Here is a 15,314-nt window from a genome sequence, read left to right as displayed (position 1 = left end):
GCGTCCAGTCCGTGTAGCTCGCGATGTGCAGCGCGCCATCGTTATCCACCGAAGCCGTGCCGAGATTGCGTGCAGCGCTGACGGTAAGCTGTGTGCCGCTGTCCAGCGTAAAGCGCCCGTCGAATGCGCTGTTGTCGCCGGTGGCCGTCACCGCCGCGCCCTGCGTCAGTTCGACCTGTCCGCTGCCGCTGATGTCATTGGCGAGCCGACCGGTGGCGCCATCGAGCGCCAGGATGCCTTCGTCTTGAATGGCGCCGGTACCCAGGCCGTCCGTATGGGTCAGACGCGCGGCCGCCGCAGATGCGATGCCAACCACAGCGCTAAGTCCGCCATTCGAACCGGACACGTTGAGCGTGCCGTCCTCCAGATCGAGTCGACCACTGCCACTCAGCACGCCGTCGGCATTACCGCCGGCAGCAATGGCAAGCGTGCCGCCCGCCAGTTCGACCGTCGAACCGGTTGCCGTCTGGAGTTCGCCGACGCGTTGCCGATAGCCGGCCATGTCGAAGGCCGAGCCGTCCTGTACGTCGAGCCTGCTGGTCTGGCCGAGGGCATTGTTGGCCGCCATCGCGAGCGTGCCGCTCTCGACCGTCGTGGCGCCGCGATAGTCGCTGTTGGCGTTCGACAGTGATATCTGATTGCCTGCGCCGGCAGCGATGGCGAGATTGCCGTCGCCCGTGACCTTGGCGGCAAGGTCCGTCGCGGCCCCAGCGGCGCCCGGCGCCGCCGTCAGAGACAACGTCTGCGAATCCTGCAGGTCGACTTCACGCAGTCCGTAGTTCACATACAGACCATCTCCGGGCGAGGTCGTCATGCCGAAGTCGTAGGTGCCATGGGCGACGATCTGCCCACCTTGCGCGATGTCGACGCCCTGTTGCGCGCTGATCGCTTGCCCGTTCTGATCGAGCAGCGACAATGCGCCGCCACTGCCGACCACGGTGTGCGCTTTGACAAGCTGCGGACCGACGTTGCCGTCGTCCTGTTCAAGCAGAGTAGAGGTATCCACGGTGCCTGGCACGCTCGGCACATAAGGATCGGGCACGCTCACCTGCACGGCGCCGGTGCCGGCAGCATCCAGCGTGGCGACACTGACATGCCCTTCGGCGCGATTGTGATCGGGGATCGTGGCATCGAAGACCGCCGTGCCGCCATTGAATGTCAGCCCGTCTATGTGTTGTTCGCCCTGGCCGATGGTGACGACGCTGTCTGCATCCATACGCAGGGTGGCGTTGGTCAGCGCGCTTGTGTTGTCGCCTTCGAGCGCGAATGTACCGTTCTCGATGGCAAAGGTGCCGCCAAAAGTCGTTCCTGCGCCAGCGTCGAACGCGAAGCTCGCACCACTGACGTTCGCGTGCAGCAGGCCTGCTCCATGCAGTGCGTTGGCAAACACAAAGGCATCAGGGCTCTCGATGTCCAGCGTGCCATCGTTTTCGATGACGACCGCGGCCTGACCCAGATTGACTTCATCCGTGACGCGCGCCTGTCCGTACACGTCGAGCGTGCCGCTGAACGCGCTGTTGTCCGCCGTGATGTCGACCATGCGGCCGTTAACGTTGGCCGTGCCCGTGCCGCTCAACGTGTTGTCGAAGACGGCATAGGTGTCGACGCCCGAGAAGTCCATAGCGAGCGTGGCATCTGCGTCGAGCTGCACGTTGCCGATGCCGGCGCCATCCTGGTGAGTGAGGGTGACGGTGCCTTCGGTGGTCTGCGTACCGCCAGCATAGGTGTTGGCGCCTCCCAGCGAGAGATTGCCGGCGCCATTTTTCTTCAGCGCGCCGGTTCCAGACAGCAGGTCGTTGTAGGTCAGGCTGCGGTGCTCGTCGATGTTGGCATTCACGGTGCCATCGAGCGCGATGCCGCTCGATTCGAGCACGCCGCCGCCAGTGATCACGGCGCCATCCCGGGCGGTCACGCCAGTGCTGTCCCTCAACGTAATCTGCCCATCGGTTGCGTCGTCCGCGCCGACTCGCAAAGTGCCTTGAAGATTCACGCCATCGCTCGAAGAAACATTGCCGGTGCCCGCCAGCGTGCCGCCGGCGTCGACCTGAATCTTGCCGGCGACGTCGATGGCGCCTGAGAGCAGCAGCGTGGCGTCGCTGCGAACGGCAAGCGTGGCGGCCGTGCTTCCGCTACGCGTGAGCGACAGTTGGTCGGTGACGCGAGAGACGCCACCCGTGGCGTCGGCCATGACATTGACTGTGCTGGTGCCGGCCGTACCCATGTCGATCTTCGCGCTACCGATCGTGGCGCGCACGAGATTCACCGCATCGGTGCCCGCGCCCATGCCGATGACGGCTTTGTCCTGACCGCCATCGACCACCACGTTGGTCAGGTTGGCGACGTCATTGCCCGCCCCCAAGGCCAGCGTGGCTGTTTGCGGCGTGATGGTGAGGTCGGTCAGATTGGCCACGTCGTCGCCGTTGCCAAGGTCGAGCACCACCGCGTTTTTCAACGTGGTGCCCGTGAGGTTCAGCGTATCCGCACCATCGGCGAGTTTGATCGTCACACCGTCGAGCGTGGCGGCAGTTGCAGTAAAGGTATCGGGGCCGTTGCCCATGTCGACCGTGCCACCGATGAGCTGCGCGCCATCGGCTACCGTCATGAAGTCGTTGTAGTAGCCGAAGTTGTACGTAATATCGGTCGACGAGGCGTTTTTCTGGATGTCGACCGTGTCGCTCGGGTTTATCCCGGAGCCTTCGGCCATGGTGCCCGTCAGCCCGCCTGTGCCTGCATCGGTGGCGCCCGCGGATGCGGTGGCGAACTCGTACATGCGCACTTCGCTGGCCGGCACGCCATTCACGTACAGCGCCGTGACGCTGATGCCTTCCGGCAGCACGAAGGTGTCGGAGCCCATGCCCATTTCGATCTTGCCGATCGCCTGGTTATCTTGGTCCGCAGTGATCACGTCATCGCCGCCACGCGTGGACAGCCAACCACCGTTGAAGATGAAGTTGGACAGCTTGACGTCGCGATCATGACGGTATGGGTCGAAACGGAAGGTACCGCGGGTGAGTTTGATGTGGGCGTTCTCGCCAAAGACGACGGGGGTATATGGCAGGTCATAGTTGCCGTTGTTGGTCACGGCGACGTAGTTGCGGCCTTCATAGTTGAAGGCGATTTCGAGCGTGGCGTCCTTGGCCAGCACGACCTGGCTGCCAGCCATGCGCGGTGCGTAGAGCAGGAACATGGCGCCGGATTTGTTCGGCGCCGTATTGAAGATGGAACCGGCGCTGATCCAGACCGGCAGATTCGCGCTGCTGCCGCCTGTGATCTTGCCGGTCTGGCCTTCGCCGACCGTAATGCGCCCGGTGGACCGGTAGTAGCCCCCCGTCAGATTCAGTGTGCCACCGTTGAAGACATAGTTATCGGGGACCTGCTTTGCATCGGGGTCCGCGCCACCCGCCTTGGCCTGATCCTTGTAGCCGCCCAGGATCGTGACGCTGTCCTCGTCCATGAGCGTAATGGTGTTGGCCGCCTGCGAGGCAAATGCAACCCCGCTGCCGATCAAGACCGTCAGGCCTTTGCGAATAGCCGACGCGGCGGCGCTCGGGCGCGCCGCCTCGTTTGAGTTGGCATCTGACTGAACTGGCTTGCCACGTGACCTGGTCACTTCGCTCACTGCCACCCAGCAATGCCGGCTTGCATTCCACAGGCTGCGAAAATGTCGATTCATGACGCGTACTCCTAGACGTATTGCACGTCTGAAGTCTCGCGTCCGGCTTCATCTCAAGCGATTGCCCTAACTCTGGAAATTGATGAGGGAATTCAGAGTTCAGCAAAAATAGTGTTGCAACAGGCATATCCGGGCGGAATCTGTGAAATTCCCTGTCCGGCATGTGTCCCAAGTCCAACGCAGCGGCCGAGCGACAGCAGTCGTGCCGGCCGATTCGAGCAGCGTTGCGGCGGGCGTCATGGCGCTTGCACGACAGACGCGACAAGGCTTGGGTCAGGCGGACGCGCCTGGATGGGCGGGGTGGGGAATAATCCCGCAAGACAGACGCGGTAAACGAAAAAAGCCAGCACCGAAGTGCTGGCTTTCGAATTTGGCTCCCCGACCTGGGCTCGAACCAGGGACCTACGGATTAACAGTCCGGCGCTCTACCGACTGAGCTATCGGGGATCAATTGAGGACGCGAATGTTAGATGCCCGAACGCCGCCTGTCAAGAAGCATTTTGAAGATTCTTCGGAATCGTTGATCGTCCACTTTCGCCATATCGACAGAACACGGAAAGAACGCCATGCCCCTCTTCTCGACCCGACTTGCCTCTTCCGGCCGCAGGGCCGTTGGCGCGGTAATGCTGGCCGGCGCGTTGGCGGCTCCGTTGGCGCTGGCAGCCGCCGCCGCAGAATCGTGGCTCGGTTTGCAGGTGACGTATGCCGATCGCGGCTACGCTTTCACGCCCTGGCCCGCCATCGAGCTTCGCAAAGTGACGATCCGCACTGCGCAGGAGATCAATATCGGCCGCGCCTGGGTGACGCCTGACTGGGCCGAATGGCTGACGTCGCTGCGCACCAACCGTATCAAGGTTCGCACCGACGAGGTGACGGCTACGCCGGCCGCATTGGCGCGCCTCGGAACGATCGACGGCAAGTCCAGCTACAAGGTCAGTACGTTGGCATTCGACAGGCTGAAACTGCGTCTTGGCGACGGCACGCTCGATCTGCCGGCGGGGGAAATGGACTTTGCTCCGGACGGCACGTTGGCGCATGTGCGTATCAGGATGGGCGACAAATTGACGTTCGAGGCGGCGCCCGCGGGTGACAAGCTCAATGTGCTGGTGCAGGCCGGACAGCTCAAATGGGCGGGTCTGCCGGTTTTCCTGTTCGATAGCGTGGCCGCACAAGGCGTGCTGGACGACCAGCAACTGGTGCTCGATCGCATCGGTGCCAATGGCGACGGCGGTGCGGTGAGCGGACGCTTGCGTCTGACGCTGACCGACAGGTACGTGATGGACGGCGAGCTGAAACTCGCTTCGTTGCGGGCGCGCGATTTCCTGTCGCGCACGTATCCGCGCACCACGGTGCAGGGCGATCTCAATGCTTTGGTGAAGTTCGCCGGTGCGGGGACGACTTTCGAAGAACTGGGCGCGAGCCTGACGAGTAGCGGAACGTTCGTCATCAAGGCGGGCGCCATTGATCGTCTTGGTCTGCTCGAAGGCATGCGCAAGGCTTCGGCCGGACCGGCTGGCGGTGGTCTGACGCGCTTCGAGACGCTTGAAGGCGGCTTCAGTGCGCCGGCGGGCAAGCCCGTATCGGTGAGTATCCGTCGCATGGATGCGGGCGCCATGCACAGTTCCGGCGCCTTCGTGCTGACCGATGATGGTCAGGTACGCGGCAACATGTCGGGCACCCTGCGTTTGCCGGGGGGCGAGGTGTCGACGCGCGGTTTCAGTCTGACGGGCAAGGTGGATTCGCCAACGCTCGAGGTCCGCTGAGGCGGACTCGGCGCGCAAAAAAGGCGGACATGTGGCCCGCCTTTCTGGTTGACGCCCGAAGAGGGGCTTCTTATTTTTTGCGCGGCCCGCCCGGCTTCTTGTCCGCCCAAGATGGCTTGTTGCCCCGTTCCTTGGAAAAAGCGGGGCGCTCGCGATCGCCAAATCCCTTGTCGCGGAACGGCGCGCGTTCGCGATCACCGAACCCCTTGTCGCGGAAGCTCGGGCGTTCGTCCTTGTTGCGGTCGCTGAAGTTGCCGCGCTCGTTGAAGTTGCGTCGCGGTGCTTCGCCGCCCCAATCCTTGCGCGCTGCGCGATCGGCGTTCCATTCGCCACGGCGCGGGGCTTCGTCGCGTCGAGGCGCATCATCGCGCCAGGCGCGGCGTTCGCCGCTTTCCTTCCATTCGCGCTTCGGCGGTGCATCGTCACGCCATTCCTGACGTCGCTGCGGACGGCGCTCGCCGTCATCGCGACGCGGCCCTTTGAAGCTACGTGGTGCATCGCCTTCGCCCGGTGCGGCAAGGCGGATGTTCAGCGGCACCTGGCGCACGCGCGTGCGGCGCAGGATCGAGAGGACGTCCTCGGGCAGCGTCGGAAGCTCGACCGTGCTGTAGTCGTCGAACAGATTGATCTGCCCGATCTGGCGCCCTTCGATGCCGCCTTCGTTGGCGATGGCGCCGACGATTTCCTTCGGCATCACGCCCTGGTTGCGGCCCACGTCGATGCGATAGCGTTGCTGGCCGCCCGAAGCAAACTCGCGGCGACGCGAGAGGATTTCGTCACGGTTCTCACGGCGAGGTCTTTCCGCGCGATCCTCGACCGGCATGGGGCGCGGTTCGGGGCCGGTGTCCGGCAGTTGCAGGGGACGTTCCCGCTGCACAAGCCAGGCCAGCGCGGCAGCAATGCGCGCGGTGTCGTGCTCCTGTTCGGCACAGAGTTCGTTGACCACGTCTTCGAGGAAATCCAGATCCTGTTCCTCGAGCACCTCCACGACTTGCTGCTTGAACTGCGCCACGCGGCGGTCGGCGACCGCTTCGCGCGTAGGCAGGGCAATCTGCTGGATCGGTTGGCGCGTGGCGCGTTCGATGGCGCGCAGCATGCCGGTCTCGCGCGGGGCGACGAACAGGATCGCGCTTCCCTGGCGGCCAGCCCGGCCGGTGCGCCCGATACGATGCACGTAGGCTTCGGTGTCGTACGGGATGTCGTAGTTGATGACGTGCGTGATGCGCGGCACGTCGATGCCGCGTGCGGCAACGTCAGTGGCCACCACGATGTCGAGCGAGCCGCCCTTGAGCTGTTCGATCACGCGCTCGCGCAGCGCCTGCGTCATGTCGCCATTCAGCGCGGCGACCGCGTAGCCGCGCGCTTCGAGCTTGTCGGCGAGTTCCACCGTGCCAGTCTTGGTGCGCACGAAGATGATGGCCGCGTCAAAGTCGTCCTCCACTTCCAGGATGCGGGTCAGCGCATCGAGCTTGTGCACGCCGCGCACCGGCCAGTAGCTCTGGCGGATGGTGGACACGGTCGTGGTGGCCGCCGCGATCTTGACCTCCTGCGGGTCGCGCAGGTGCTTGTGGGCCACGCGGCGGATCGGTGCCGGCATGGTGGCCGAGAACAGCGCGGTCTGACGGCCTTCGGGCGTGTGGTCGAGAATCCACTCGACATCGTCGATGAAGCCCATTCGAAGCATTTCGTCCGCTTCGTCCAGCACCAGCGCGCGCAGGCCGTCGAGCGTCAGGCTCTTGCGCTCGATGTGGTCCATGACGCGACCCGGCGTCCCGACGATGACCTGCGCGCCGCGCGAGAGCTGGCGCAGTTGCACGACCATGCTCTGGCCGCCGTACAGGGGCAGCACGTGGAAGTCGCGCAGATACTTGGCATAGCGCTGGAAGGCTTCGGCCACCTGGATGGCCAGTTCGCGCGTGGGCGTCAGCACCAGGATCTGCGGCGTCTTCTGTGCCGGGTCGAGCCGTTGCAGCAAAGGCAGGGCGAAGGCGGCAGTCTTGCCGGTGCCGGTCTGCGCTTCGCCGAGGAGGTCGCGGCCAGCCAGCAAGTGTGGGATGCACGCGGCCTGGATCGGCGAGGGCGTCTCGTAGCCGACATCATCCAGCGCCGTCAGCAGGGGCGCGGAGAGTTCCAGTTCGGCAAAGGTCTGGGGGGAGGTCTGGGACATGGACATACCTGGATAGGTGGGGTGCGTCGCCCAAAAGCGACGCAGAACACGCAAGTATCGCAGAGGGCGGCCTATGTAAAGGTAAAAACTGCAACTTGCGCCTCAGACGACGGTATCAGCGTAGGCAATAATTGATATAGCGCATACGCTTTGGCGCAAGCCTGGTGCCAGCCCAGACAGGGTTTGCCGCCGGTATCGGGGGCCTCGGCGAGGCGCCCGGCTTGAGAAGCGCCAGCCGTGCAGCCCATAATGCACTGGAACACATCCCCGACGATCGCCGTGCCCATCGAGACCCGCATCCCTGTCAGCGCTCTGACCCCCGTTCGCCCCCGGCGCGACGACGGCTTCGTGCGCGATCGCCTGGGGCGCGTCATTCACGATCTGCGCATTTCGGTCACCGATCGCTGCAATTTCCGCTGCACCTACTGCATGCCGCGCGACAAGTTCGGGCGGGATCATGCCTTCCTGTCGCGCGACGATCTGCTGTCGTTCGAAGAGATCGTCCGGGTGGCACGCGTGGCGGTGGGGCTGGGCGTGCGCAAGGTCCGGCTCACGGGTGGCGAACCCCTGTTGCGGCGCGAGCTGCATCGGCTTGTTGAAATGCTGCGCGCGATTCCCGGCATCGAACTCGCGCTGACCACCAACGGCGCCTTGCTCTCCCGCCATGCATCGGCGTTGCGCCAGGCCGGCCTCGATCGCGTGACGGTGAGCCTCGACGCGCTCGACGACGCGACTTTCCGCCGCATGAATGACGTCGACTTTCCCGTCGCCGATGTGCTGCGCGGCATCGATGCCGCGGCCGACGCCGGCTTCACCGACACCAAGATCAACATGGTGGTGCGCCGCGGCGTCAATGATGGCGGCATTGTCGACATGGCTCGGTATTTCCGCGGCAGCGGCCACGTGCTGCGTTTCATCGAATTCATGGACGTCGGTCTCACCAACGACTGGCGGCTCGATCAAGTCGTGCCTGCGGACGAGGTCATCCGTCGCATCCATGCGGAGTTCCCCCTTGTTCCGGTGCAGGCACACTATCGCGGCGAGGTCGCCGAACGCTGGCAGTACGTGGACGGCGCAGGCGAGATCGGCGTGATCGCGGCGGTGACGCAGGCTTTCTGCCAGGACTGCACGCGCCTGCGCCTGTCGCCCGAAGGCAAATTGTTCACCTGCCTGTTCGCGGGCAGTGGCCACGATCTGCGTACGCGCCTGCGTAGCGGCGCGGACGACGACGCGATTTCCGCCTGGATGGCGAGCGTCTGGTCCGCGCGGCAGGATCGCTATTCGGAGCTGCGAGGTCAGAACACCGCGCCGCAAGACAAAATCGAAATGTCATACATCGGCGGCTGAGCCCATGACGCGCGCATTGACCGGAGTGATCCTCGCCGGCGGCCAGGGCAGCAGGCTCGGTGGCGTCGACAAGGGACTCGTATCCTTGCGCGGCAAGACCATGGCGCGATGGGTATGCGAACGTTTCGCACCGCAGGTTTCCGAACTCATTATCGTGGCGAACCGCAATCTCGATGAATACCGTGCGCTGGGCTATCCGGTGATGGCGGATCTGCGCAGCGGATTCCTTGGCCCGCTCGCAGGCATCGAAACCGCCTTGTCCGCCGCCCGCAACGGCTGGATTCTGACGTGTCCGGTGGATGCGCCGCTGTTGCCCACGGATTACGCCGAACGCATGCTCGACGCAGCGCGCGGGCGTGCAGCCGTGGCATACGTCGGTGGACATATACAGCCGGTGTACGCGCTATTGCCGCGCAGTGCGCTCGCTGGCTTGCGAGCCTTTCTCACTTCCGGCGGTCGCCGCATGGGCCTGTGGGTGCAGTCGCTGGATGCCGAGAAGGTCGACTTCGACGGCGCGCACGCGAGCTTTGCCGATGCCGACACGCATGAAGATCTCGCCGCGCTCGACAAGAGCCTGCAACCTGCGGGGAGCGCTCGCGACGAGGGCGAACGCGATCTGATGCCGGATACATGACGGCGTGACACACACAAAAAGGCCTCCATCGAGAACTCCCGATGGAGGCCTTTTTCGTTGGAGCGCGCCGCGATTACTTCGGCTGGTAGAGCTGGTCGAACACACCGCCATCGGCGAAGTGGGTCTTCTGCGCCTTCTGCCAGCCGCCGAACACGTCGTCGATGGTGAAGAGCTTCACCGGCGCGAACTGCTTGGCGTACTTGGCAGCGGCCTTCGGGTCGATCGGGCGATAGTAGTTGCGACCGATGATGTCCTGGCCTTCCGCCGAATACAGGTAGTCGAGGTAAGCCTCGGCCTGCTTGCGGGTGCCGCGCTTGTCGACCACCTTGTCGACCACCGCGACCGGCGGTTCGGTCAGGATCGACAGCGACGGCGTCACGATCTCGACCTTGTCGCCCAGTTCCTTCTTGGCCAGATAGGCCTCGTTCTCCCAGGCGATCAGCACGTCGCCAATGCCGCGTTCGGTGAAGGACGTCGTCGCACCGCGCGCACCGGTGTCGAGCACCTTCACGTTGCCATACAGATGCTTCACGAAATCGCGCGCGGTCTGGTCATTGCCGCCCGGCTGCTTGAGCGCATAGGCCCAGGCTGCAAGATAGTTCCAGCGGGCGCCGCCCGAGGTCTTGGGGTTGGGCGTGACGATTTCGACGCCGGAGCGGACCAGGTCGGCCCAGTCTTTGATGTGCTTGGGGTTGCCCTTGCGGACCAGGAACACGATGGTCGAGGTGTAGGGCGAGGAATTGTGCTTCAGGCGCTTTTGCCAATCGGGCGGCAGCGACTTGGCTTTTTCCGCGATAGCGTCGATGTCATAAGCCAGCGCCAGCGTCACGACGTCGGCCTCCAGCCCGTCGATCACGGCACGTGCCTGGGCGCCGGAGCCGCCATTGGACGTCTTCACGCTGACGTCTTCACCGGTCTTGGCCTTCCAGTACTTCGAGAAGGCCGCGTTGTAATCCTGATAAAGCTCGCGCGTCGGGTCGTACGACACGTTGACGATGGAGGTGGCTGCCGAAGCCACACCAACCAGGCCAAGGGCCAGCGATGCGGCAAGCAGGGTACGGCGAAGGGCGCTGAATTGCATGATCTTTCCTCGATGTTGTTGTGTGAGTGAGGAAGACTTTAAGGATGAGCCCTTATGAAAGGAACGAATAAAAACTGAATTGCTTTTGCAGATTCGGTCATAAGCGCGGGGCCAAACAGATCGGTTGACCTTGCCACGATGGCAAGGCTCATCGTGGTGGCTCCAACGAACCCACCGGAGTGACGACCATGATGAACCTGACCATTCCCGCCATGACCTGCGGCCACTGCGAAAGCCGTGTCCGCCAGGCGATTGCCGCGCTGGACCCGTCGGCACATGTCGAGGTGTCGTTGAGCGACAAGCGCGTCCGCATCGGCAGCGAGCAACCGCAGCACAAGATCGTCGCTGCGCTTGCCGAAGCAGGTTACCCGCCTGCGTTGGAGTAAACCTCGCGGTCAGGACTGGCCGGCGGGTACGCCGAGCGCGCCGTCGAGGCTGGCCGGGGTGGCTGCGCCGCCCGGAGCATCTTCGCCCGGGATCGACGATTCGATGAGAATGGTCACGCGCCGGTTGCGCGCGCGACCTTCGGCCGTCGCGTTGTCGGCCACCGGGCGCTGTTCGCCATAGCCGGCTGCCGTCAGCCGGACCGGCGCGACCCCCGAACTGATGAACAGGCGCACCACCGACGAGGCGCGCACGGCGGACAGCTCCCAGTTCGAGGCAAAGAACGGATTGCTGATCGGCGTGACGTCGGTGTGGCCTTCGACGACGATCGGGAAGTCTCCCGTCGCGATCGTCTCGCCCACTGCGCGCAATGCACGCACGGCCTCCGGGCCGAGCGACGCGTCGGCTGGCGCGAACAGCACGCTGGCGTTGATCTCGACCGAAATCCCTCGTGCGCCTTCAGTCACGCGCACCTGTCCGCCCTTGACCAGTGGCGCCAGCACGCGACGGATCTGTTCGGCCATGTCGCGCATGCGCTGGGCGTGGGCGGCGCGGCGGCGTTCGGCCTCGGGGTCGGGCGGCGGCAGCTTGGCGACAATGGCCGGTACGACCGAGCCCGTGTCGATCGGCGGCGACACGATGGTCGCTCCGTGGACGTTCGTCGCGCTGCGGAAGGCTTGCATGATCGAGTCCGACAGCACGCGGTACTTGCCCTCGTTGACCGAACTGATGGCGTACATCACGACGAAAAAGGCGAACAGCAGCGTGATGAAGTCCGCGTAGGACACCAGCCAGCGTTCGTGATTCTCGTGTTCTTCTTCGTGACGGCGGCGCGCCATGGTCGATCGTCGGTTCAAAGTGGGCGTGTGCCTGTCTTATCGGCAACCGCCGCGGCGCCTTGAGGGCTTACCCCAGTCTCCCTCAAGACAAGATGGGCTCCTGCCGTAAATAGAGTTCAAACGAATATAGATCGACCGCCGGCCATCTCTGCCCCCGGGCCGTGCGAGGCGACGTCACGTCTTCACTCCACAGGAAAGCCGCAGCCCATGTTTCGCCAGATTTTCACTTCCATGCGCAACCAGCTCCTCATCGTGAGCGGGTTCGGTTCCTTGTGCGTCGTCGTCGCCGCCGCCTCTGGCCTGCTCAATCAGCACGCCGCCGTACGCAAAATGGGCGAGGAAGTCGCGCGCGTCAGCCCGCAGGGCGCCAGCGCACTGGCGGGCACGCTGGCCAGCGCGGAGTCGGCGCTGTATACATCGCTTGTACTTATGGTGGTGTTGTGTGTGGCGGCGCTGGCGGCCTTTCTATGGGTCGTGCACAAGCACCTCACGCGGGGTACTTCACGCCTTGCCGATGACTTGAGCCGGCTGGCGACGGGCGATTTCAGCCGCCCCATCGATCTGAACCACAGCCAGGAATTTCTGCGCGTGGCGTCGAGCGCCGAGACGATCCGCCGCGACCTGGGCCAATTGATCGGCCAGATCCGCGAGAGCGCCATCACCCTCAAGCAGAGCGTCGACACCATGGCGACTGAAACCGGAAACGTATCCGACTCGTCCTGCGAGCAGTCGGAGGCTGCCAGTTCGACGGCAGCTTCGATGGAGGAGCTCTCGCAATCCATGCAGACCATCACTGAAAACGCCGACAGCGCGAGCCGCCTTTCCAACAACAGCCTGGCGCAGACCCGTGGCGTGCAGGGCAAGCTGGCCGAGGTTCGCCGGGCCATCGAAGAGACGGCCGACGTGATCCAGCGCGTGGCGACCGCATCGCAAGAGTCGGTGACGAGCATGCAGAGCATCAGCTCGATGACCCGGCAGGTTCGCGAGATCGCCGATCAGACCAATCTGCTGGCGCTGAATGCCGCCATCGAGGCGGCGCGCGCTGGCGAGGCGGGGCGTGGCTTTGCCGTGGTGGCCGACGAAGTGCGCAAGCTGGCGGAAAAGTCCGGCCAGTCGGCAGCCGAGATCGATGCGATCACCTCGACGCTGGGCTCGCAGGCCATGGATCTCGAAGCGTCGGTGCGCAATGGCCTGGCCAAGATCGCCGACAGCCGCGAAGGCATGGACGAAACGGTCGTCGCGCTGGATGGTGCCAACGAAGCCGTGGCGCGCGCGGCGCACGAACTGGCCCTGATCACCAGCGCAGTGCGCGAGCAGAACCGCGCCAGCGGCGAGATCGCGGGCAACATCGAGCGCATCGCCCGCATGGTCGAGAACAACAACAACGCGGTGACCAGCATGAGCCTGTCGGCCGAGTTGCTGCATGGTCTGGCAACCCGCATGAATAGTGTGGTGACGGCGTTCCGGCTATAGGCCGGTCCGGCATCCGGCCTGCTTGGGCGGGGCCCGCGGCGAGTCGCAAAGCGATTCTTGTCGCCGGGCCCGGTGAGCGCATGTTGTATCCTTGCGCGGTTGCGCCAACGTACCGGCGCGTCCGGAGTCCCGTTGTGCTGCTGGCATGGCGCATGCGGGGCTCGATCGCATGATAGATCTCTTATACATCCTCGCAGCACTCTTCCTCGTCCTGCTCAACGGCTTCTTCGTTGCAGCGGAATTCGCAATCGTCAAGGTCAGACCCACCCGCATCAAGAGCATGGCGCGCCGCTTCGGGCTGCGCGGACGCATGCTGGCGCGCGTGCATTCGCATCTCGATGCCTACCTGTCGGCCTGCCAGCTCGGCATCACGCTCGCCTCCCTGGGCCTCGGCTGGTTGGGCGAGCCCGCATTCGCGCGCCTGCTCGAACCGGTGTTTGTGTACTTTGAAGTTGCGCCCGCGCTGCAGCACGCAGTGTCGTTCGCCGCGGCGTTCTCGTTGATATCGTATTTGCATATCGTCGTGGGCGAGCTCGCGCCCAAGTCGATGGCCCTGCGTCGCGCCGAGATGGTGTCGCTGTGGACGGCCGCGCCGCTCTTCGCTTTCTACTGGTTGATGTACCCGTTCATCTGGGTGCTCAACCACAGTTCCAACTGGGTGCTGTCGCGCGTCGGGCTCGATGCCGAACACGTGCACGAGAGCGCCTATTCGGCGGAGGAAATCAAACTCATCCTGCGCTCGTCGGAGCCGCCTCCTGGCTTTTCGCAGGATGAATGGCGAAATCTGGCCAATGCACTGGACTTCGGCGACCTGTCCGTCGGCATGCTGATGCGCCCGCAGGGCGAGATGGTGGTGCTGTATGCACACCGCCCGATGGAGGAGAACCTCCAGATCATCCGGCGCAATCGCTACAGTCGTTATCCGTTGGTGGATGAGGCCGAGCAGGCGGTGATCGGCGTGGTCCACACCAAGGATCTATTGCTCGCATTGCAGGCCGGGGACGAGGTCGAAGACCTCGCGGAGTTTGCCCGCCCGATCGAACACGTGCGCGACGATCTGTCGGCGCTGGTGCTGTTGCGCCGCTTCCGGCAGGGCGCACCGCACATCGCGGTAGTGGACGGCAACGGGCGCTTTGGTGTGGCGGGCTTTCTGACGCTGGACAATCTGCTGTCAGCCATGATCGGCAGCATCCAGGACGAATATCGCCGCAGCCACAGCGAGTGGGTCGTCAATGACGACGGCACGCTAAGCGGCAAGGGCGGCCTGCCGCTCTATACCCTGGAGCGCGCGCTCGACATCGAGCTTGAAGAAGCAGACGCCGACACCATCGGCGGTCTCGTCATGAACCAGCTTGACCGCGTGCCGCACGAAGGCGAGCGCGTTGAGTTTCCGCTGTTCTCCGTCGTCATCAAGCGCATGCGTGGGCCGCGCATCCAACTGCTCAAGGTGCATCCCAAGCGCCCCAGCGCCGACGAGTGATGTGACGCCGTGTCGCCCAAAAAATGGGCGACACGGTCGAGTCCTTTCGCATCAAGGACTTCCGCCTGTTCCCCAGTGTCTTTCAACATGGTTGTTCACATCTGGTGTGGATGAACGCCGTTCCGGATGTATGGCAATGGCATTTTCGGCCACAAAAGCCGGATGAAGACGCATGATCGGCAATTGCCCAAAAATGCGGCAGTTGCCGTCATCCCTTGCGGGTCAATGACTTGCCGCTGATCTCCCGGCGCTATCAACATGCTTGTGCACAATTGCTGTGGAGAATGGCGATGCTTTTGTCATAAGTTGTTGCTGCTCGGCGTTTTTCGCCGCGTTGCACAAAGTTTACGCATCGCGTGGCCTGCCTTTCGGCTCAATGAGTTACACCGCAGATCCGCCGTCTATCAACAGCGTTGTGCACAAATCGTGTGGATGAGTACGCGGGTCTGTCAATGACAATGGCATTGCAATAG

At 63.9% G+C, this 15,314-nt stretch carries 10 protein-coding genes and 1 tRNA gene; 6 read left to right on the top strand and 5 right to left on the bottom strand.

Annotation, left to right across the window (positions count from 1 at the left end):
• Nucleotides 1-3,673: ESPR-type extended signal peptide-containing protein (locus tag ACDA63_RS17925; protein WP_373664658.1), on the bottom strand; the 3,673-nt coding region annotated here is incomplete at its 3' end.
• Between the two features lie 371 nt (nt 3,674-4,044).
• A tRNA-Asn gene (locus ACDA63_RS17920) sits at nt 4,045-4,120 on the bottom strand.
• A gap of 119 nt (nt 4,121-4,239) precedes the next feature.
• Here ACDA63_RS17920 and ACDA63_RS17915 point away from each other — a divergent pair.
• Nucleotides 4,240-5,436 carry an AsmA-like C-terminal region-containing protein gene (locus tag ACDA63_RS17915; protein ID WP_373664657.1) on the top strand — a complete coding sequence of 399 codons (1,197 nt, stop codon included), beginning with the start codon at nt 4,240-4,242 and terminating at the stop codon, nt 5,434-5,436.
• 70 nt (nt 5,437-5,506) lie between these two features.
• Here the strand turns inward: ACDA63_RS17915 and ACDA63_RS17910 are convergent, their stop codons facing one another.
• On the bottom strand, nt 5,507-7,609 hold the full coding sequence (locus tag ACDA63_RS17910) for a DEAD/DEAH box helicase (RefSeq protein ID WP_373664656.1): 2,103 nt from the start codon (nt 7,607-7,609) through the stop codon (nt 5,507-5,509).
• 243 nt (nt 7,610-7,852) lie between these two features.
• Here ACDA63_RS17910 and moaA point away from each other — a divergent pair, with 243 nt between their 5' ends.
• Together moaA and mobA are read left to right on the top strand one after the other, a co-directional pair.
• Complete coding sequence (gene moaA / locus ACDA63_RS17905; protein WP_373664659.1) at nt 7,853-8,950, top strand: GTP 3',8-cyclase MoaA; 1,098 nt, start codon at nt 7,853-7,855, stop codon at nt 8,948-8,950.
• A 4-nt stretch (nt 8,951-8,954) separates the two neighbouring features.
• Entirely contained in the window at nt 8,955-9,584 is a 630-nt protein-coding gene (mobA, locus tag ACDA63_RS17900; RefSeq protein WP_373664655.1) for a molybdenum cofactor guanylyltransferase MobA, read from the top strand.
• A gap of 73 nt (nt 9,585-9,657) precedes the next feature.
• Here the strand turns inward: mobA and ACDA63_RS17895 are convergent, their stop codons facing one another.
• Nucleotides 9,658-10,665 carry a sulfate ABC transporter substrate-binding protein gene (locus tag ACDA63_RS17895; RefSeq protein WP_373664654.1) on the bottom strand — a complete coding sequence of 336 codons (1,008 nt, stop codon included), beginning with the start codon at nt 10,663-10,665 and terminating at the stop codon, nt 9,658-9,660.
• A gap of 188 nt (nt 10,666-10,853) precedes the next feature.
• Here ACDA63_RS17895 and ACDA63_RS17890 point away from each other — a divergent pair, with 188 nt between their 5' ends.
• Nucleotides 10,854-11,051 carry a heavy-metal-associated domain-containing protein gene (locus ACDA63_RS17890; protein WP_373664653.1) on the top strand — a complete coding sequence of 66 codons (198 nt, stop codon included), beginning with the start codon at nt 10,854-10,856 and terminating at the stop codon, nt 11,049-11,051.
• 9 nt (nt 11,052-11,060) lie between these two features.
• On the opposite strand, the gene motD is transcribed toward ACDA63_RS17890, so the two are convergent.
• Nucleotides 11,061-11,888, bottom strand: a complete 828-nt coding sequence (gene motD, locus ACDA63_RS17885; RefSeq protein ID WP_373664652.1) for a flagellar motor protein MotD — start codon at nt 11,886-11,888, stop codon at nt 11,061-11,063.
• 207 nt (nt 11,889-12,095) lie between these two features.
• Here motD and ACDA63_RS17880 point away from each other — a divergent pair, with 207 nt between their 5' ends.
• Together ACDA63_RS17880 and ACDA63_RS17875 are read left to right on the top strand one after the other, a co-directional pair.
• Entirely contained in the window at nt 12,096-13,361 is a 1,266-nt protein-coding gene (locus ACDA63_RS17880) for a methyl-accepting chemotaxis protein (protein ID WP_373664651.1), read from the top strand.
• A 169-nt stretch (nt 13,362-13,530) separates the two neighbouring features.
• Complete coding sequence (locus tag ACDA63_RS17875; RefSeq protein WP_373664650.1) at nt 13,531-14,841, top strand: hemolysin family protein; 1,311 nt, start codon at nt 13,531-13,533, stop codon at nt 14,839-14,841.
• The last annotated feature ends 473 nt before the right edge of the window (nt 14,842-15,314 follow it).

The organism is Uliginosibacterium sp. sgz301328, from assembly GCF_041807905.1.
Taxonomy (GTDB): domain Bacteria; phylum Pseudomonadota; class Gammaproteobacteria; order Burkholderiales; family Rhodocyclaceae; genus JBGVSA01.
The sequence above is the reverse complement of the archived record's forward strand: the minus strand, read 5'-3'. Positions and strand labels throughout refer to the sequence as shown.

Coding starts and splice junctions, on each gene's coding strand:
- ACDA63_RS17880 (WP_373664651.1), top strand. CDS start 12,096: ATGTTTCGCCAGATTTTCACTTCCATGCGCAACCAGCTCCTCATCGTG.
- ACDA63_RS17875 (WP_373664650.1), top strand. CDS start 13,531: ATGATAGATCTCTTATACATCCTCGCAGCACTCTTCCTCGTCCTGCTC.
- ACDA63_RS17890 (WP_373664653.1), top strand. CDS start 10,854: ATGATGAACCTGACCATTCCCGCCATGACCTGCGGCCACTGCGAAAGC.
- motD (WP_373664652.1), bottom strand. CDS start 11,888: ATGGCGCGCCGCCGTCACGAAGAAGAACACGAGAATCACGAACGCTGG.
- moaA (WP_373664659.1), top strand. CDS start 7,853: ATGCACTGGAACACATCCCCGACGATCGCCGTGCCCATCGAGACCCGC.
- ACDA63_RS17915 (WP_373664657.1), top strand. CDS start 4,240: ATGCCCCTCTTCTCGACCCGACTTGCCTCTTCCGGCCGCAGGGCCGTT.
- mobA (WP_373664655.1), top strand. CDS start 8,955: ATGACGCGCGCATTGACCGGAGTGATCCTCGCCGGCGGCCAGGGCAGC.
- ACDA63_RS17910 (WP_373664656.1), bottom strand. CDS start 7,609: ATGTCCATGTCCCAGACCTCCCCCCAGACCTTTGCCGAACTGGAACTC.
- ACDA63_RS17895 (WP_373664654.1), bottom strand. CDS start 10,665: ATGCAATTCAGCGCCCTTCGCCGTACCCTGCTTGCCGCATCGCTGGCC.